We start from the raw sequence: 19,660 nt of genomic DNA on the forward strand, positions 1-19,660 counted from the left end.
AGCTCGTTAAATGAGGAAGACGCTGGCGTCCGGATGCGTCTGGTTGTTCATCGCGTCGAAGGCGCTGGCGATATCCTCTATCCCCGGTTGACCGGTCAGGCCGAAGTTGGAGGTCGGGGCGCCGGTGTCGTTGAGGACGTCCCGCACTGCGGCAGTCACCTCGCCCGGTTGGAGCGTGTGGTCGTGGTTCGCGTCAATCTGATTGAGAATAGCGATGATGGCTGGGTTCGAACTCGTCGCCGCGGAGAAACTGAAATTGAGCTCCGGTTTACCACCGGGGCCGTCGGGCACGGCAGTGACGGCAGCGGAGAGAAACGCCGCCGCCGAGGAGCGTTCGAGGTGGTTCACGCCGCCACCGTGGGCTCCCAACGCATCCGCGATCGAGGGCGTTCCGGGGATCTTCGACAGGTTCTGGAAGCCGAAAATGGTCTCAAAGGAGGTGTTGGAGGTCCAGCCCGAATGGAACTCGCCCAACTCCTGGGTCAAGATATCCAGATGGTTCTTCCAGAAGCCCGGCGTCAAGCCCTGGCCAGGCGGCGGCAGGAAGTTGGTGAAGTCGTTGCCGGTGTCGATGCCGCCGCTGCCGGGATTATCGACCGTCTGCACGAGGATGCCGGTCTGCTGGGAGCCGGTCGGCACCACCTCGTAGATGCTCTTGCCGACATCGGCCAGCGTCAGCCCGCCGATCGACCAGTTGCCGCTGGCATCGGTCGTCGTCGAAAGGTCAACACCTGGATCGAACACGTGATTGCCGTTCTCGTCGATGTAGATCGTCACAGGATCGTGCGACCATGGAATGTCGTCCGCCGTCTTGCCGTCGCCGCTCAGGTCCTCGTACTTGGTGCCGGAGATCGAGAAGGCGACGAAGTTGGTGAAGTCGTTGCCGCTGTCGGTGCCGCCGCTGCCGGGGTTGTCGATGGTCTGCACCAAGACGCCGGTCTGCTCGGAGCCGCCGGGCACAACCTCGTAGATGTTCTTGCCGACATCGGCCAGCGTCAGCCCGCCGATCGACCAGTTGCCGGAAGCATCGGTCGTCGTCGTGCGGTCGCCGGCGCTCAGGTCGCCGCTGTTGTCGTCATCGATGAAGATCGTCACCGGATCATGCGACCAGGCGGTGTCGTCCCCGCTCTTGCCGTCGCCGGTCAGGTCCTCGTACTTGGTGCCGGAGATCGAGAAGGCGACGAAGTTGGTGAAGTCGTTGCCGCTGTCGGTGCCGCCGCTGCCGGGGTTGTCGATGGTCTGCACCAAGACGCCGGTCTGCTCGGAGCCGCCGGGCACAACCTCGTAGATGTTCTTGCCGACATCGGCCAGCGTCAGCCCGCCGATCGACCAGTTGCCGGAAGCATCGGTCGTCGTCGTGCGGTCGCCGGCGCTCAGGTCGCCGCTGTTGTCGTCATCGATGAAGATCGTCACCGGATCATGCGACCAGGCGGTGTCGTCCCCGCTCTTGCCGTCGCCGGTCAGGTCCTCGTACTTGGTGCCGGAGATCGAGAAGGCGACGAAGTTGGTGAAGTCGTTGCCGCTGTCGGTGCCGCCGCTGCCGGGGTTGTCGATGGTCTGCACCAAGACGCCGGTCTGCTCGGAGCCGCCGGGCACAACCTCGTAGATGTTCTTGCCGACATCGGCCAGCGTCAGCCCGCCGATCGACCAGTTGCCGGAAGCATCGGTCGTCGTCGTGCGGTCGCCGGCGCTCAGGTCGCCGCTGTTGTCGTCATCGATGAAGATCGTCACCGGATCATGCGACCAGGCGGTGTCGTCCCCGCTCTTGCCGTCGCCGGTCAGGTCCTCGTACTTGGTGCCGGAGATCGAGAAGGCGACGAAGTTGGTGAAGTCGTTGCCGCTGTCGGTGCCGCCGCTGCCGGGGTTGTCGATGGTCTGCACCAAGACGCCGGTCTGCTCGGAGCCGCCGGGCACAACCTCGTAGATGTTCTTGCCGACATCGGCCAGCGTCAGCCCGCCGATCGACCAGTTGCCGGAAGCATCGGTCGTCGTCGTGCGGTCGCCGGCGCTCAGGTCGCCGCTGTTGTCGTCATCGATGAAGATCGTCACCGGATCATGCGACCAGGCGGTGTCGTCCCCGCTCTTGCCGTCGCCGGTCAGGTCCTCGTACTTGGTGCCGGAGATCGAGAACTTCTCGAAGTTGACGAAGTCCTGGTTGGTCAGGTTCTGGCCGGAGGTGAGGTTGTTCTGGTCGATCTGCACCGGGCTGACATTCGTCCAGCCTGACTGGCTCTCTTCCTTGATCAGGTAGTCGCCGGGCAACAGCCCGGTGAACTGGTAGAAGCCGCTGCCGTCCGTGGTCGTCTGCGCCACCTGCTCGCCAGCATCGGCGGTGTTGTTGTGGTTGGCGTCATTGTAGAGCGTGATCGTCCATCCGCTCACCGCGGTTTCGTCGCCGGTCGTCGCCAGGCTGCCGTCGGCATCCTCATACTTGTGGCCCGAGATCGAGCCGAGCTGGAAATTGCCGAAGTCGTTGTTGTGGCTCTCCTCGCCCGCCGCCAAGGTGACGGTGTACTCGCCCTGCGCGTTATTCGGCGCATCCTGCGACCATCCTGCCTGCTGCACCTCTCGGATCGTGTAGGTGCCGGGCGTGACAGTGAAGTGATAGTACCCGTTTGCGTCGGTGACCGTAGACGGCTCGCCCAGATCCAAGGAGTTGTTGCCGTTGATGTCGAGATAGATCGTCCAGCCGCTGAGAGCCGGCTCACCGGCCTGCCAGACGTGGTCGGCGTTCAGGTCGTTGAATTTGTGGCCGTCGATCACCTGGCCGATCTGCCGGTTCCATTCCTCGAAGCCGGAATCGGCCGTCCAGGTGCTCTGTGCTGTTTCCCCAGGTCCTTGATAAGTACCGGTCTGGTAGCCGAACCCGGAATAGAGATAGATATAGGGCTTGGTCGGATCGAAATTGCTGATGGGAACCAGCAACGACATATCGGTGGTGTTGCCACTGCCCGGCTGAAGCTCGCCGTTCAGCCCGACGAACTTGTCGCCGCCGGCATCCAGATTGTAGATCAGCGAAGCGTTATCCCCCGCCGGGAAGGCGCCGGTGCCCTGGCTCGGGGTCGCTCCGGGTGCGTAATCATGCAAATCGCCTGCAGAGGCCTGCCAGATCTGGAGCGAATCCAGGGAAAGGTTTTGGGACGTGGCGACGTTGGACTCGTTGATGTCGAGATCAAATCGATAGTAGCCGACGCCATTTATGAATTGAATCGGAATGTCGGCAATGTTCACTGAATGAACGTACTGACTACCGCCCTTGGAGGTATTATCAAGAATAAAAGCGTTAAAGTCGGTATTATACCCCTGCTCCGACGTGTTGTTACCTGAAGCCGAAATTCGGACGAAAGGATCAAGCAAACCTGTTCCTGCGCCGGTCACGACATCCGAGGACGAAAAGAGGGCGCCGTTGATGGTTACGGTGGTTTTGAAGGTCAGATCGTAGGTAGGCGCGTTCACCGCATCGGTGAAGTTTACGGTCGCGACCCGGCCGTCTGCCTGGTCTGTCGCCGTGAGCGTGAATGCCTGGTTTGCCGCGTCGGCATTGACGTACCACGAGGTCTGGATCGTGCCGTTGACGACGCCATCCAGATCACCGGCGCCGCCATCGGTGACGACCCAGGGCGTACCGGTTGCGGTGAGATCGTAGGTGAGCACATCATCCGCGGTGCCGAGGATCCCGTCGGCGCCCGCGCTGTGGTGGGCAACCAAAAACGTGAGCGAGCCGCCATCCTCGACGTCGGTGGCCGTGATCCCCACCGTCTCGCCGGGCGCGTAGTCCGCATCGGCCTGGTCGACCGCGACCGCAAGCGGCGGCACGGCGTCGGAGGAAGTCGGATCGGTGCTTCCGGTCACGGTGGAATCGGGTGTTGCGAGCGGATCGTTGGTCAGATTGTCGCTGATATCGCTAGACGCCATAACATTTCCCCTAGCTTTCGGATTCGGTTACTTATCGTGGCTGCTGTTCTTTCGTGGCTTCTGTTTTCATTTTCCCGCCTGGGCGGGCTTACTCTCTAAAGGCTCGGGTGATCTGGTCCTGCAACGGCTTCACCAGGTAGGACATCACCGAACGGTCTCCGGTCTTGATGAAGGATTCCACCGGCATGCCGGGTACCAGCTTGACCTCGCCGAGGCGCGCGACCTCGGCGGCGGTCGTCTTGATGCGCACGGTGTAATAGCTGACGCCGGTGCGCTGATCGGTGGTAATGTCGGGCGAGATTCTCTCCACCACGCCTTCGATCTGCGGTGTCGTGCGCTGGTTGAATGCGGAAAAACGCAGCGATGCCGACTGGCCGCCCCATAGCTGGTCGATATCGCTGGGCGCGATCTTGGCCTCCACCGCAAGGCTGTCATTGTCCGGCACGACCTGCATGATCGTCTGGCCGGGCTGGATCACGCCGCCGATGGTGTAGGCGAGCGACTGCTGCACGACGCCGTCCTGCGGCGCGCGAATGTCGACCCGCTTCAACTGATCCTCCGCGGCGACCTTGCGCTCGAAGAGTTCGCCCGTCTTGCCGTCGATGTCGCGCAGGTCGCGGTTGACTTCCGTGCTGAGGTCGAGGTCGATCTGGATGATCTGCAGCTTGATCTCGGCGATGCGCCCCTGCGCCTGCGCCAGCGCGGCGACGAGCTGGCCGCGCTCGCCATCCAGGCGCGTCGCCTCGCGCTCGGTCGAGGTCAGGCGATCGATGGAGATGAGCTTCTTGCCCCAGAGCACGCGCACGGAAGCGAGCTCCTTTTGCACGAGTTCGATCTCCTTGCTCTTGGCTTCCATCTGCGCGGTGTCGCCGGCGATCTCCTTCTCGAGCTGGACGATGCGTTCGCCGAGCTGGCCCTTCTGGCCGGCGCGGGACGTGCGCCGCGTCTCGAAATGCTGCTTCTCGCCGGAGATCGCCTCGGCGACATCGGGATCGGCCGAACGAGCAAGGAGGTCGGCAGGAAAAGTGATGCTGTCAGCGCCCCGGCGCTCGGCATCGAGCCGCGCCTTGCGCGCCGTCAACTGATCGAGCGCCTTGCTCACCACCGCTAGATTGGCAGCCGGCACGGTGCGGTCGAGACGCAGCAAAAGGTCGCCGACTTTCACGAGGTCGCCATCGCGGGCATCGATCTCGGCAACGATGCCGCCGGTCGAATGCTGCACGTTCTTGACGTGGGAGTCGACGACGAGCGTGCCGGGGGCGATGACCGCGCCGGCGATCTCGGTGACCGAGGCCCAGCCGCCGACGCCTCCGGCAAGCAGGAGCACGGCTCCAAGCCCAAGCCGTGTGTAGAAGCGGATCGATGCATGGGAGGTGCCCGGCGCAGCCACGCTAGTTCCCTCCCTCGGTTCCATTGGCGGCAGCCTGCGGAGTGCCTTCCGCGGCCGCCCGCGGCGGCGGATTGGCCGTGGGCACCGCCCGCAGCATGGGGAACATCTTGGCGAAAACCTTGTCCTTCGGCCCAAACTCGTGGATGCGGCCGTGGCTCATCGCCAGGACGAAATCGACGGCTGCCAGCACGTTCGGACGATGAGCGACGATCACAACCACGCCGCCGCGTTCGCGAACGCCGAGCATCGCCCGCACCAATGCCTGCTCGCCATCCATGTCCAGGTTGGAGTTCGGCTCGTCGAGCACCACGAGAAACGGATCGCGGTAGAGGGCGCGGGCCAGGGCAATGCGCTGGCGCTGGCCGGCCGAAAGAGCCTCGCCATGCTCGCCGATCTCGGTCTCGTAGCCCTGGCGGAAGCCCACGATCAGGTCGTGCGCGCCAGCCGCCTTGGCCGCGGCGATGATTGCGGCGGGGTCGGCGTCCGTCTCGAAGCGGGCGATGTTGTCGGCGACGGTGCCGGCGAACAGCTCCACGTCCTGCGGCAGGTAGCCGATATGGCGGCCGCGCTCCGCCTGCGACCACTGATCGAGATCGGCGCCGTCCAGCTTTATCCGGCCGACCACAGGCAACCAGGCCCCGACGAGCGCACGCACCAGAGTGGACTTTCCCGACCCGCTCGGGCCGATGATGCCGAGCGCGTGGCCAGCCTCCATGGCGAAGCTGGCATCCTGGACCAGCAGCCGCTGCGACCCCGGAGCCATGATCGCAACATTGTGCATCATGACGTTGGCGCTCGGCGCCGGCAGCAGCATGGGTTCGGCCTCGGCGGGCAAGGCCGCCAGCACTTTGGTCAGCCGTTGCCAGCCCTGGCGCGCGCCCGCGAAGCCCTTCCAGTTGGCGATCGCAAGATCGACCGGCGCCAGCGCGCGGCCGCTGAGGATGGAAGCGGCGATGATGACGCCCGCCGTCGCCTGCTGTTCGATAACCAGCCAGGCGCCGATGCCGAGCATGGAGGACTGCAGCAGCATGCGCAGTATTCTCGATACCGCGCCGATGCCGCCGGCGACGTCGCTTACCTTGCGCTGGTCGGCAATGTAATCGAGGTTCGCATCTTCCCAGCGTGCGGCAAGCCCGCCGGCCATGCCCATGGCGGCGACGACTTCCGCATTGCGACTGCCGGCGGCGACCAACCCACCGCGCCGGTTCCCGCTCAAGGTTGCAGCCGATACCGGCTTTCGCGTCAGCCGCTCGGCAAGCATGGTCAGAGTGACCAGCACGATCGCACCGAACAGCGCCGTAAGGCCAAGCACCCAGTGGAACATGAAGATGATGATCAGGTAGAGCGGCAGCCACGGCAGGTCGAAAAGCGCCGTCGGCCCCATACCGGACAGGAAGCCGCGCACGCTGTCGAGATCGCGCATCGGCTGCAGGCTGTCGTGCTCGCGCCCGGCCTTCAGCGGCAACCTCAGCACCGACGTATAAACGCGCTGACCAAGCGCCTCGTCGAGGGCGCCGCCAATGCGCACCAGCACGCGCCCGCGCACGAAATCGAGAACGCCCTGCCCGCAATAGAGGATGACGAGCAATATCGAAATGCCCGCGAGTGTCGGCAGGCTGCGGCTCGGCAGCACGCGATCATAGATCTCGAGCATGTAGAGCGAGCCTGCAAGCATCAGCACGTTGAGCATGCCGCTGAACAACCCGACCGCAAGAAAGGCCGACCGGCAGTTGGCAAGTGCCGCGGCCAGCTCGGAGCGAGCGGCGTTGGCCACCTGCCCGGTCGGCTTCACCGACGGCTTGCTCCGCGCCGCCGCGGGCCGACGGCGCGCGTCGCCGACGGCATTTTGCGCCGCGTCGCCGCGCGCGCGAAACATCACCAGGCTACCGGCACCCGCCATCGCCACCGCGACGAGCATCGAGCCCATCGATGCATGCCGGCCTGAGCCGAAGAGAAAAAAGCCGGCGACGCATGCGACGAGGGCCAGGCCGAAAAGCCTGATCTTCGCCTGCGCCGAACCAAGCGTTGTCTTGCCCACCAACCCGAGCGACGCCTTACTGAACCCCACGACTTGCCTCTCCCCATCAGGGACATGTCAGCCGCGCTCATCGGCGCATTGACCGCGCAAGGCGGCTGACTGGCCATGGCAAATAGCGCCGAGATTCAGCGCTCAAGTTCGAGAGGGAGGAGGATCGGCGTAGCGTCTGGCAACCCGCGGCGGCGGCCGGCGAACAGCAAAACGCGACATCGCCTCACGACGACTGGCGGCTCGATGGTGATGCGGCGGCCGAAAAGCCGCACGGTTTCCCACCCCCTGTAGCGCCGTAACTCGTTGTTGCCGGTCGGGAGATTGTTTACGCTACTATATTAGAACATTATTAACTCTATCTGAGCGTGCGTCAACGGGCAATTCGACGAAGAATTGGCCAGGTGGGGTTGAAGTATATGGGAGTATAACGCCGAGGGAAGCGAAGCGTCTCAATCCGCTTCCGCCGCGCTTGACCCGCCCCTACTTCTGGCGGAACGCGGTGTGCAGGGACGCCGTCAGCGGGCCTAGTATGTAGTCCAGCGCGGTGCGCTCCTCCGTCACGATCATGACGGATGCCGGCATGCCGGGGTAGAGCTGGATCTGGGGCGCGGCGGCGAGTTCCTGCGCGTCGACCGCTATGTCGGCGACATAATAGGGAAAGCCTGTCTTGGCATCGGTGACGCGGTCCGCCGAGATATGGGTCACGCGGCCGTGGATGACCGGCGTGGTGCGCTGCTTGTATGAGGTGAAGCGGACCTCGGCGGTCATGTCGGCACGCAGGCTGGATATGTCCTCGACGCGGACCTGCGCCTGAACGATCAGCGAATTCCTGGTCGGCACGATGTCGAGGATCGTCTGGCCGGGGGCGACGATCGCGCCAGTCGAGAAAACAGTGAGGTCCATTACCTGGCCGTCATAGGGCGCGCGCACCTCGGCGCGGTCCACGGTGGTCTGCGCGGCGAACATCTTCGGCACCAGGTCGGCGAGGTTCGACTGCGTCTCGATCAGCATGGCAGAGAGTTTTGCGCGGCGCTCGTTGGTGAGCTGCGCAATCTGGCTTTCGAGCTCGGCCTTGCTCTGCCGGTTTCCCGCGATCTCGCCGAGCGCCTGGTCGATCAGGCCCTGCAGGTCGGAGGCAGAGCGATCGAGCTCCAGGATGCGAGGCTTCGTCGTCAGCCCGGCCTTCAGCAATTTGTTGAGGCCGGCCTTCTCGTCCAGGGTGGACTTGAGCTGCGCGCGAAAGGATTCCACGCGCGCCTGCTTGCCATCGATCTGCTCGTCGAGCTCGGCGATCCGCTTCTGCAGGATCTGCCTGGCGCCCGCCATCTGCGCGCGCTGGCTTTCGAGGTCGGCGATCTGGTTGGCCATCGCGTCCTGCAGATAGGCCTGGTGCTCGGCGGTGATGTCCTTCGGGAAGGCCACCGCCTCGTGCCCGTCGAGCTCGGCGCGGATGCGGGCATCGGTGGCGCGCAGCAGCGCATATTGCTGGGAATAGAGGTTGAATTCGGAACGGGCGCGGGTGTCGTCCAGCACCACCAGCACATCGCCTGCCGCGACGATGTCGCCGTCCTTGACCCGGATTTCCTTCACCGTGCCGCCATCGAAATGCTGGACGCTCTTGCGGTTGCCCTCGACCTTCACCACCGCATCGGCAAGCACCGCGCCGTTGAGCGGCGCGACCGCCGCCCAGCCGCCGAACACGCCGAAGAAGGCAACGATGATGAGCACACCGACCCAGACCGGCCCGCGGATCGAATCCGCGTTGGCGCCTGCTTCGTCGGCGCCCGAGAGGCTGCGATAGGTCGCTGCGATGTCGGTCATTGGGTCGCCACCGCGATCGGCGCCGCGCGCTGATTGAGCAGAGCCACGATCTCGTTCTTCATGCCGAAGGCTTCGACGGCGCCATCCCGCAGAAGCAGGATCTTGTCGACATTTGCCAAGGTCGAGGGCCGGTGCGAAACGATGATCACCGTGCTGCCGCGGCGCTTGAGCTCCAGCGCGCATTCGGCAAGCGCGCGGTCGCCGTCGGAGTCGAGATTGGAGCTCGGCTCGTCGAGCACGATGAGGTTCGGCATGCCGAACACGGCGCGGGCAAGCGCGATGCGCTGACGGTAACCGCCGGACAGCACCGCCCCGCCCTCGCCGATCTGCGTCTCATAGCCTTGCGGCAGGCGAATGATCATCTCATGCACGCCGGCGAGCCGGGCGGCCTCGATCACCTCGCGGTCGACATCGGTCTTGAAGCGGCCGATGTTGGCGGCGACCGTGTCGGAAAACAGCTCAATGTCCTGCGGCAGGTAGCCGATATGGTCGCCGAGCGCCTCCCTGCCCCATTGCGTCATGTCGGCGCCATCCAGCCTGACCGTGCCGCGGCTCGGCTGCATGATGCCCGCGAGGTGACGGGCAAGCGTCGACTTGCCAGCGCCGGAAGGGCCGACGATGCCGAGCGCCTCGCCAGCTTCCAACCGGAACGAGACATCGCGCAGCAGCACCTTCTGCGCCGCGGGGATAGCGAAGCTGAGCTGCTCGACGGCGATCTTGCCCGTGGGTTTCGGCAGATTGAACGACCGTTCGCTCCGCGCGCCGCCGTCCAGCAGCTTCTCGACCCTGTCGAGGGCGGCCCGCGCCAGGATCAGGCTGCGCCAGAGGCCGACGATCTGCTCGACCGGCTGCAGCCCCCTGCCCAGCAGCAGGCTCGCCGCGAACATCGAGCCGCCGGTGATCTGCCGCTCGATGACCAGATAGGCGCCGACGCCGAGGATCAGCGACTGCATGGTGAGGCGCAGGAAGCGTATCAGACCGGACATCAGCGCTGCCCGGTCGCTGGCCTGCCCCTGCTGCCGCAGCGCCAGGCCGCGGTCGCGACCCCAGCGGCGCACGAGCCCGTCGATCATACCCATGGCGCGAATGACTTCCGCGTTCCTGAGGCTCATTTCGGTGAAATTGTAATTGACGGTGGCAAGGTCGTTGGCCTGCTTGAGCGGCGCCCTCACCATGTATTCGTTGAGCACCGCCATGGCGATCAAGAGCAGCGAGGAGCCCAGCGCGAAGAAGCCGAGCCAGGGATGCAGGAGGAAGATGATGCCGATATAGATCGGCGACCACGGCAGGTCGAACAGTGCATGGATGCCGCTGCCGGTGATCACCTGCCGGAACGTGTCGAAATCGCGGATCGGCTGGCTTTGCGCGGCGCCCTGCGATGGCGTCTCGACCGATGCGGCCAGGATCTTGGCCGAAAGCAGCCGGTCGAGCCGGGCGCTGGCGCGTGTCAGGATCGCGGCCCGCACGAGGTCGAGGCCGGCAAGCGCCAGGAAGGCCGCAAGCAGCACCAGGGTCAGCATCACCAAAGTGGTCTCGCTGCCACTGGTGACCACCCGGTCGTAGACCTGCAGCATGTAGAGCGGGGATGCGAGGTAAAGCAGGTTGATCGCCAGGCTGAACACCGCCGCGAAGAGGAAATAGCGGCGGCAGGCGAGAAGCGCATCCCTGACGATCTTGGATTTCTTGTCGAAACTCACATACCCAGCGGAGAACCGCCCCCTGCCCAAACTGCTTGCCCTGAAGAAATCCTACTCCCGATCCCTCAATCGGCCACGCGATCCGCTCGTAAACCTGATGTAAACCTTAATTCGTAACCTCGAATCGTCGGCCTGCGGGAGACGAGGTGAGCCGCGCGTGGCCGCGGGCTCACCTCCTTCCTCACAGCACGAAGTCGCTTGCCGTCAGTCCGAGATTGATGCCGGTCAGCGTGATCTGGAAGTCGGCCGTCGTATTGCCGGTCACGTCGACGTGGACGATGGTGTTGCCGCCGACCTCCGACCAGGTGATGCTGTTGGCGACGGTATTCGCGTTCAGCCCGCCGAAGAGGAACGCCTGATCGCCGCCGCTGGCGGTATTGGCGTCTATGGATGACAGGTCGATCTTGTCGACGCCATGCACGAAGTCGGTGATGGTGTCGTTTGCGGCACTTGCCGGCGAATCCGAGACGTCCGATCCATAATAGAACGTGTCGGCCCCCGCGCCGCCGGTCAGCGTATCAGCTCCAACACCGCCAACGAGTTTGTCGTTGCCATCGCCGCCGTTCAGCGTGTCGTTGCCGCTTTGGCCGAACAGCGTATCGTTGCCGGCCAGGCCGAAAATCTGATCCGCGCCGCCGTTGCCGTAGAGGACGTCGTCACCGTTGTTGCTGGGGCTGTTGAAGGTCTCTCCCGAATTGCCGTTGCTGCCGGTAATGAACTGGAATGTCTCTGTATACTGATACGCAGGCCCGGCCGGATCGCCGACCTGGGTGGCCTGCACGGTCACGGTGGCTGTGTTGCTTGTCGTGAGACTTGCCGAGCTGAGCGTATTCCCGCTGATCGAAAACAGGCCCGCATCCGACTGCGAGGTGATGCTGTATACAAAACTGCCGGAATCCGGGTCGGTCGCGCTCAGCGTTCCCGAGAAGCTGAACTGATTGAAATTTACATCCCCGGTGGGGCTGGTGTCAGGTGTGAGCTGGATGTCGGTCGGAGCAAAGCGCGGTGGGCCGTCATCCGTGCCGAGGATGTCGATGGCGACCGAGGTATGGGTGCCGTCGGCGCTGACCACGTCGAAGTTCTCGGCATAGTGCTGGCCAGCCACGAACTCGTCATGCGCAGAGGAGGCGGTATAGGTCCAGTTGCCATCGGCATCGATGGCGAAGGTGCCGTAGTTGCCGGCCGTGCCGGCCTGGGCGACGAAGTGTGGGTCGCTGTCGACATCCGAGATGGTCAATGACCCTGAGGTCGAGATGTCGGCGGCCGCATTGCCTTCGGTCAGGTTCAACAAGGCCGAAGAAAGCGCTGCGGCATCATTCGCTCCATGTATGGTGATGTCGATCACCTGCTGGGTTCCGTCGACGGTGGTCACCGTCACCAGTTCATGCAACGTGGTGTTCGCGCCAGCGCTGTTGAGCGCCTGCACGGCAGCATTGTTGTCGTCGAGCGTGTAGTTCCAGGTTCCGTTCGCATCAATCGAGAACGTGCCATAGCTCTTGGAGGCAGCGGTCTGCGTATTGAAGGTCGCGGCATTGTCGACGTCGGTCGCATTGAGATCGCCAGACGCCGTCGCATCACCAGGAGTGCCATTGGCCACGCCGCCCTTTTCCGTCACGGACGTGTCTTGTACCCCGTTAACCGTGATCACCGCCGCGTCGTTGGCGCCGTTGATCGAGATGACGATGTTCTGCTGGGTGCCGTCCGAGGTCTGCACCGTGATGGTGTCGGTCAGCGCCGGATCGCCGACATTGAGCGCCTGCACGGCGGCATCGTCCTCGTTGAGCGCGTAGCTCCACTCGCCGGCCGCATTGATGCTCAGCGTGCCGTGCACGCCGTTGGTCACCACCGAGAAGTCGGTGGCGCTGTCGACGTCGGTGGCGTCGAGATCGCCGGTCGCCGGCGAGGTGCCGGCCGTGCCGTTGGCGACGCCGGAGGCCTCGGTGACCGAACCGGTCGCATCGCCGGTGATCACCGCCGCGTCGTTGGCGCCGTTGATCGAGATGACGATGTTCTGCTGGGTGCCGTCCGAGGTCTGCACGGTGATGGTGTCGGTCAGCGCCGGATCGCCGACATTGAGCGCCTGCACGGCGGCATCGTCCTCGTTGAGCACGTAGCTCCACTCGCCGGCCGCATTGATGCTCAGCGTGCCGTGCACGCCGTTGGTCACCACCGAGAAGTCGGTCAGGCTGTCGACGTCGGTGGCGTCGAGATCGCCGGTCGCCGGCGAGGTGCCGGCCGTGCCGTTGGCGACGCCGGAGGCCTCGGTGACCGAACCGGTCGCATCGCCGGTGATCACCGCCGCGTCGTTGGCGCCGTTGATCGAGATGACGATGTTCTGCTGGGTGCCGTCCGAGGTCTGCACGGTGATGGTGTCGGTCAGCGCCGGATCGCCGACATTGAGCGCCTGCACGGCGGCATCGTCCTCGTTGAGCGCGTAGCTCCACTCGCCGGCCGCATTGATGCTCAGCGTGCCGTGCACGCCGTTGGTCACCACCGAGAAGTCGGTCAGGCTGTCGACGTCGGTGGCGTCGAGATCGCCGGTCGCCGGCGAGGTGCCGGCCGTGCCGTTGGCGACGCCGGAGGCCTCGGTGACCGAACCCCCGGTCGCATCGCCCGGTGATCGCTGGGGCCGTGCGTCACTCGCCGGCGATTGATGCTCAGCGGCCGGACGGCCGTTGGTCCCACCGAGTCGTCCTGCGAGTCGGGGCTCGGTCGCCGTGCCGCGAGTGCCGCCTGCCGGGCCGCATTGGATGCTCAGCGTGCCGGTGCACGCCGTTGGTCCCACCGAGATCGAGTCGGCCTGTCGACGGTCGGTGGTCGTCGCACGGGATCGGTGCCGGTCGCTGCCGACCGTCGCCATCGCCGGTGATTCACCGCCGCGTCGTTGGCGCCGTTGATCGAGATGACGATGTTCTGCTGGGTGCCGTCCGAGGTCTGCACCGTGATGGTGTCGGTCAGCGCCGGATCGCCGGCATTGAGCGCCTGCACGGCGGCATCGTCCTCGTTGAGCACGTAGCTCCACTCGCCGGCCGCATTGATGCTCAGCGTGCCGTGCACGCCGTTGGTCACCACCGAGAAGTCGGTCAGGCTGTCGACGTCGGTGGCGTCGAGATCGCCGGTCGCCGGCGAGGTGCCGGCCGTGCCGTTGGCGACGCCGGAGGCCTCGGTGACCGAACCGGTCGCGTCGCCGGTGATCACCGCCGCGTCGTTGGCGCCGTTGATCGAGATGACGATGTTCTGCTGGGTGCCGTCCGAGGTCTGCACCGTGATGGTGTCGGTCAGCGCCGGATCGCCGGCATTGAGCGCCTGCACGGCGGCATCGTCCTCGTTGAGCACGTAGCTCCACTCGCCGGCCGCATTGATGCTCAGCGTGCCGTGCACGCCGTTGGTCACCACCGAGAAGTCGGTCAGGCTGTCGACGTCGGTGGCGTCGAGATCGCCGGTCGCCGGCGAGGTGCCGGCCGTGCCGTTGGCGACGCCGGAGGCCTCGGTGACCGAACCGGTCGCGTCGCCGGTGATCACCGCCGCGTCGTTGGTTCCAGTAATATTGACAACGATGTCGTAGCTCGCGGTTCCGTCGGCCGATGTCACGGTCAAGGTATCGGTGACGTGCTGGCCCTGCGTCAGCGGGTCAGCTAGGGCCTGGGTGAGGGCATAGGTCCAGGCGCCGGATGCCGTGTCGAAGGTGAAATTGCCGTAGGTTCCCTGGAGGCTCGGCGGGGTCTGGAAATGGTTCTGGCCGGCATCAACGTCTGAAATGATCAACTGCCCGTGCGCGCTGGGGTCGCCCAGCGTGCCGTTGGCGACGCCGCCCGCTTCAACCACGGCACTGTCGGCGCCGGGAGCGGCGGTGATCGTGGCGCCGTCATTGGTGCCCTGGATGTTGACGTTGACGCTGGCCCAGCTCAGCGTTCCGTTGCCGAGCTTGATCGCGTAGGTGAAGGTCTCGTTTATCTGGTCGCCCGCGCCGAGCGCCTGCAGGCTGGAAAGCCCATAATGCTGCTGCAGATACTGGCTGAGGTCCATCTCGACCTTGCCGTTGTTGATGCGGATCCGGACGCCGCCGCCGATGTCCTCCCAGGCGGAGATGCCGCTCGTCTGATAATCCTGGGTCGTCAGGTCGAGGGGGGCGGGCTGCTTGGTGGACGTCGTTGCGGACGTGCCGTCGTCAATCGAATAGAGGGTCTTGGCATTCCCACCCAAGTCGTTCGCCAAAACATCCAGCAGGATGATGGACTGGGAGCCGGAAACGACGACGGCTGTGTCCTCGCTGTAGTTGAAGACATCGCCCTGTGCCTGCGGCGTGTTGGAGAACGACGTCGTGGTGCCGCCTGCACCGGAAATTTGCGTAGTAGCCATCTATTTCTACCCCTTGGCGGGCGCCGCAGCGCCGCTCATTGCCGTCTAGTCGACGACAGACCACCCCATGCCGACGAATCGGCGCCCAGTCTAAGGGGAAGAGAAATTGCTCAAATTGCCATGCAACCAGGCGCAACCCGACGGCCCGTCTATGAACCGCCAGCCCAAATGGCGTTCACAGACAGGCGGTGGCTCGATGGTGATGGCTGCGACGGCTATAATAACCGCGCTGCGTTTCCCCTGCCCCAGTAGCGCCGTAACTCGTTGTTGCCGGTCGGGAGATAATTCGCGCTACCCCTATATTAGTACATTATTAACTTTACCCGGGGGGCGTCAACAGCCAATTCGATGAAGAGTTAATGACAAAACGCGTACTTGTACGCATTTGTGGATAAACTGCATTGATAGCCATGGAAGTCCAAGTCAACGGAGATTGGCGACAGGTGGAGCGAGTCGGCCAGAGGTTGATCGTTCACACCGCCTTCTTGCCCCGCTTGCCGCCATGCTCGGCAATCGCCTTATGGACGGCGCGCTTCAGCTCGTCCTTGATCTCGACCGTGTCGGCCAGCAGCGTCTCGATCTTCAGGAAGTCGAGCACGCGGTATTTCGAGACGGCCGGGCGGATGAGGATGTCCGGCGGATGCTGCCTGAGCTTGTTGGCGATGATCGACTGCATCATCAGCTGATTGGCGCCATAGAGCAGGTCGATCGTTGTCGGGTGCTTGCGCTCGGCGTCGCTCGGCGCCCCAACCACATCGATGGCGATGATGATGTCGGCGTCCTCCTCGACCAGGTCGAAGGGCACCGGGTTGTAGATGCCGCCGTCGATCAGCACCCGACCATCGCGCGTCACCGGGCGGAACATGGCCGGAATGGCTGCCGAGGCTGCCAACGCCGATCGCAGGTCGCCCTCTGCGAACACCGCGAGCTTGTGTCCGAAATAGTCGGTCGCCGTCACCTTGAGCGGGATCTTCAGCTCTTCGAAGGTCGCGGGAATGGCCTCCGGCAGGAAGGCTTTCAGGATGCGCTCGATGTTGAACTGGCCGACGCGGATGCCACCCTGCATGGCTTCGGCGATCGTGCCCGGCCGCGAGCGCCACATGCGCGCCGCCATCTCGGCGCGGCTGCCGAGGATCGAGCGGCTGTAGGCGTGGATGTCCGCCCCTCGCATGCCGGCGGCCATGCCGGCGCCCATGATGGCGCCGATGGAGGAGCCGGCGATCGCCACCGGCTTGATGCCGAGATCGTCCAGCGCCTCGATGGCATGGATATGCGCGAGTCCCCGCGCGCCGCCGCCGCCGAAGGCAACCGCGAAGGTCGGGCTCATCCCTTGCCGCCTCCAGCCACCTGGACCAGCGGCGGACCGATCACCATCACCGCCGGATCGGTTGACAGGAGCTTCCTTGCCGCCGCCTTGACGTCTGCAAGCGTCACGGCGTCGATCAGCGCGGCGCGGCGCTTGATGTAGTCGATGCCGAGATTGTCGATCTGCAGCTCGACCAATGTCGCGGCGATCGAGCTGGAAGAATCCAGATTGTTGATGGCGTAGGCGCCGATCATGTATTTCTTGGTCGCGGCGAGCTCCTCCGCGGTCGGCCCCCTCTCGGCCATCTCCTTCACCACCTGGCGCACGATCGAGAGCGTCTCGGCGGCACGGTCGGAGCGCGTCGCGGTGGTGACCAGCAGCGCATTGGAATGCTCGTGATCGACGAGATCCGAGCTGACGCCATAGGCAAGGCCGCGCTTCTCGCGCACCTCCTCGTAAAGCCGCGACGTGAAGGTCGAGCCGCCGAGAATCTCGTTCATCAGCACGGCGGCGTAGAAATCGGGGGCGCTCCGTTTCACGCCAGGCCAGGCAAGCTGCAGCGAGGTCTGCGGCAGGTCGTAATTCACTTCGAGCTGCTGGCCGAGCTTGGGCGCGATGTCGGCAACCGGCGCCAGCGTCTGCTTGTCCGGCAGATCGCCGAACACCTCGTCCAGCTTGCCGCCCAGCGCGGCGGCGTCAATATCGCCCACCACTGCCACATGCAGGCCGCCGCGGGCGAAATTCGCCTTGTGGAAGGCCCTGAGGTCGTCGGCAGTGATGGTGGCGAGGCTCTTCTTGTTGCCTTCGTCCGGCCGCGCGTAGGGATGCTCGCCATAGATCGCGCGCAGCCAGCGCTGCTGGGCGACCGTGTTGGGGTCGCGCTCATTTGTGAGGATGCCGGAGAGTATCTGGGCGCGGATGCGGTCGATCGGCGCCTGGTCGAAGCGCGGGCTATTCACCGCCAGCTTCAGCAGGCCGAAAGCCTCGTCCTTCTGATCGGACAGCATGCGCATCGAGCCATAGGTGCCATCGCGTGCCGCCTGAAAACTCATCTCGGCGCCGGCATCGTCGAGCTTCGACTGGAAGGCCTCGCTGTCGAGATCGCCGGCGCCCTCGTCGAACAGGCCGGTCATCAAATTGACTAGCCCTTCCTTGCCGGCGGGATCCTGCGCGGTGCCGCCATCGAAGACGAAGCGGACGGCAACCAGCGGGATCGAATGGTCCTCCACCAGCCAGGCGGTGACGCCCTTCTTCGACTTGACCTCCTGGATGTTCATCTCCGCGTGGGCGGCAAGCGCAGGCAGCAGCAGGAAGAACAAGGCGAAGCAGAGGGTGGCAACGATGCGCGTCACCTTTCCTTCTCCCCTTGTGGGAGAAGGTGTCGCCGAAGGCGACGGATGAGGGGTGCTGGACGGAGCGCGACCTTGGAAACCGCCAGTCCTCAATGCCCAACGAGATAGGCCGCGTTTCTTCCAACACCCCTCATCCGTCTCGGCGCTGCGCGCCGATCCACCTTCTCCCACAAGGGGAGAAGGAAAGGCGCTCATGCGGTCAGAAACTACGTTCATCGTCAATTCCCCGCCTGCTGCTGCGGCAAGAGATAGCCGGTGGTCGAACGGTCGAGCACCAGGTAGCGGACGGCCGCCGCCTTGACCTCTCCGGCGGTGACCTTGCGGATGCGATCCGGCCATTCCTCGACATCGCTCACATTGCCGCCGGTGGCGAGCGTCGAACCGTACATATTGGCCATGTCGTCCTGCTTGTCGCGGGCAAAGATCATCGAGCGGACGTAGCGCGTCTTGGCCCGCTCCAATTCGTCGTCGGTCACGCCGTCCTTGACGATCCGGGCGATCTCGGCGTCGACGGCCGCCTCGACATCGGAAAGCTTGGCGTCGCCGCGCGGCGCGCCATAGACAGTGAAGTTGGTGGCGTCGAGCATGGTGCCCTGGAAGAAGGCGCCGGCCTCGGAGGCAATGCCTTGCTTCACCACGAGCTGCTGATAGAGGCGGCTGCGGTTATCGCCGCCCAGGATCTCGGCCAGAAGGTCGAGCGCCTCGGCCTCGCCGGGCTTGGCGGTATGATAGGATGGCACCACCCATTGCGCGGAAAAGCTCGGCACCGAGACGCGCGCGTCGGTAAGCGTCACCGTGCGCTTGGTGTTCTGCTCGGGCTCGACCGGGCGGATGCGCGGCCGCAGATCCGGCCCGCGCGCGACCTTGCCATAGGTCCTCTCGGCCATCGCCTTCACGGCGTCGGGATCGACGTCGCCGGCCACCACCAGCACCGCATTGTTCGGCCGGTAGTAGCTGTCATAGAAGGCCTTGGCGTCGGTGCGGTTCAATTGCTCCATCTCCTGCATCCAACCAATCACCGGAATGCGGTAGGGCTGGTTCTGCCAGAGCGTCGCGTCGACCTCTTCGTCGAGCACCGCCTGCGGACTGCCGTCGATGCGCGATCGGCGCTCTTCGAGGATCACGTCGCGCTCGGTCTTGATGACGTCGTCGGTGAGGATGAGGTTGCGCATACGGTCAGCCTCGAAGCCCATCATCTGCTCCAGCGCCGGGGGCGCCACCGTCTCGTGGAAGGCGGTGTAGTCGTAGGAGGTGAAGGCGTTGTTCGAGCCGCCGATCTCGGATACGGCGCGGTCGAACTCGCCGGCGGCGTGGTTGGCCGTCGCCTTGAACATCAGATGCTCGAAGAAATGCGCGATGCCGGATTTGCCGGGCGGCTCGTCGGCGCTGCCGATCTTGTACCACACCATATGGGTGACGATCGGAGCGCGATGATCCGGAATGACCACCACTTCCATGCCGTTGTCGAGCAGGAAATCCTTGACCTCGGCGTCGTCCGCGGCGCGCGCCGGCATCGCCGCCGCGAGCGCCAACGTGCCGGCAAGGAGTGCTGCGCACAGCCCTCGGGTGTTCAATGTCATCAAATGCTCCGGTTTCGGTCGCGCAACGATAGAAAAGCTTTGCTGGCGAGGCAAAGTGAATTGTTCGTCATTTTCGAGGCGCTTGCGCCTTTTCCTTCTCCCCTTGTGGGAGAAGGTGGATCGGCGCGCAGCGCCGAGACGGATGAGGGGTGCTGGAAGAAACGAGGCGATGGAAATACAATCGCTTCGACTGCTTGTATCTGCAAGGAAG

General features: G+C 64.5%; 10 protein-coding genes. All 10 read right to left on the reverse strand.

Annotated features, from left to right (window positions below; genetic code table 11):
- Positions 1-6: 6 nt before the first annotated feature.
- The 10 genes from EJ070_RS28870 to EJ070_RS28915 all read right to left on the reverse strand — a co-directional run bounded on the left by EJ070_RS28870 (position 7) and on the right by EJ070_RS28915 (position 19,449).
- A complete protein-coding gene (locus tag EJ070_RS28870) occupies positions 7-3,915 on the reverse strand; it encodes an SdrD B-like domain-containing protein (RefSeq protein ID WP_126094404.1) in 3,909 nt (1,302 codons plus the stop codon).
- Positions 3,916-4,003: 88 nt separating this feature from the next.
- Positions 4,004-5,305: an HlyD family type I secretion periplasmic adaptor subunit gene (locus tag EJ070_RS28875; protein ID WP_245464701.1), complete on the reverse strand. Its 1,302-nt coding sequence runs from the start codon at positions 5,303-5,305 to the stop codon at positions 4,004-4,006.
- 1 nt (position 5,306) lies between these two features.
- Positions 5,307-7,373, reverse strand: a complete 2,067-nt coding sequence (locus EJ070_RS28880) for a type I secretion system permease/ATPase (protein WP_245464702.1) — start codon at positions 7,371-7,373, stop codon at positions 5,307-5,309.
- A gap of 441 nt (positions 7,374-7,814) precedes the next feature.
- Positions 7,815-9,155 (reverse strand): HlyD family type I secretion periplasmic adaptor subunit, encoded by a 1,341-nt coding sequence (locus EJ070_RS28885; RefSeq protein ID WP_126094406.1) that lies wholly within the window; start codon positions 9,153-9,155, stop codon positions 7,815-7,817.
- Complete coding sequence (locus tag EJ070_RS28890) at positions 9,152-10,852, reverse strand: type I secretion system permease/ATPase (RefSeq protein ID WP_126094407.1); 1,701 nt, start codon at positions 10,850-10,852, stop codon at positions 9,152-9,154. Before EJ070_RS28890 ends, EJ070_RS28885 begins: the two co-directional genes overlap by 4 nt.
- 181 nt (positions 10,853-11,033) lie before the next feature.
- Positions 11,034-13,712, reverse strand: a complete 2,679-nt coding sequence (locus EJ070_RS28895) for a VCBS domain-containing protein (protein ID WP_126094408.1) — start codon at positions 13,710-13,712, stop codon at positions 11,034-11,036.
- Entirely contained in the window at positions 13,607-15,211 is a 1,605-nt protein-coding gene (locus EJ070_RS28900) for a VCBS domain-containing protein (RefSeq protein ID WP_126094409.1), read from the reverse strand. Before EJ070_RS28900 ends, EJ070_RS28895 begins: the two co-directional genes overlap by 106 nt.
- 472 nt (positions 15,212-15,683) lie before the next feature.
- Complete coding sequence (locus tag EJ070_RS28905; protein ID WP_126094410.1) at positions 15,684-16,538, reverse strand: patatin-like phospholipase family protein; 855 nt, start codon at positions 16,536-16,538, stop codon at positions 15,684-15,686.
- A complete protein-coding gene (locus EJ070_RS28910; RefSeq protein ID WP_126094411.1) occupies positions 16,535-17,869 on the reverse strand; it encodes a pitrilysin family protein in 1,335 nt (444 codons plus the stop codon). The genes EJ070_RS28905 and EJ070_RS28910 overlap by 4 nt, the downstream gene beginning before the upstream one ends.
- Positions 17,870-18,087: 218 nt before the next feature.
- Positions 18,088-19,449, reverse strand: a complete 1,362-nt coding sequence (locus EJ070_RS28915; protein WP_126094412.1) for a pitrilysin family protein — start codon at positions 19,447-19,449, stop codon at positions 18,088-18,090.
- Positions 19,450-19,660: the final 211 nt, after the last annotated feature.

Origin of the sequence: Mesorhizobium sp. M1E.F.Ca.ET.045.02.1.1 (assembly GCF_003952485.1) — a bacterium.
Classification (GTDB): domain Bacteria; phylum Pseudomonadota; class Alphaproteobacteria; order Rhizobiales; family Rhizobiaceae; genus Mesorhizobium.

What these genes read in the sequence shown, in the direction of transcription:
- EJ070_RS28870 (WP_126094404.1), bottom strand. Translation starts at nt 3,915, where the DNA reads ATGGCGTCTAGCGATATCAGCGACAATCTGACCAACGATCCGCTCGCA.
- EJ070_RS28885 (WP_126094406.1), bottom strand. Translation starts at nt 9,155, where the DNA reads ATGACCGACATCGCAGCGACCTATCGCAGCCTCTCGGGCGCCGACGAA.
- EJ070_RS28895 (WP_126094408.1), bottom strand. Translation starts at nt 13,712, where the DNA reads ATGGCGACGGTCGGCAGCGACCGGCACCGATCCCGTGCGACGACCACC.
- EJ070_RS28900 (WP_126094409.1), bottom strand. Translation starts at nt 15,211, where the DNA reads ATGGCTACTACGCAAATTTCCGGTGCAGGCGGCACCACGACGTCGTTC.
- EJ070_RS28905 (WP_126094410.1), bottom strand. Translation starts at nt 16,538, where the DNA reads ATGAGCCCGACCTTCGCGGTTGCCTTCGGCGGCGGCGGCGCGCGGGGA.
- EJ070_RS28915 (WP_126094412.1), bottom strand. Translation starts at nt 19,449, where the DNA reads ATGACATTGAACACCCGAGGGCTGTGCGCAGCACTCCTTGCCGGCACG.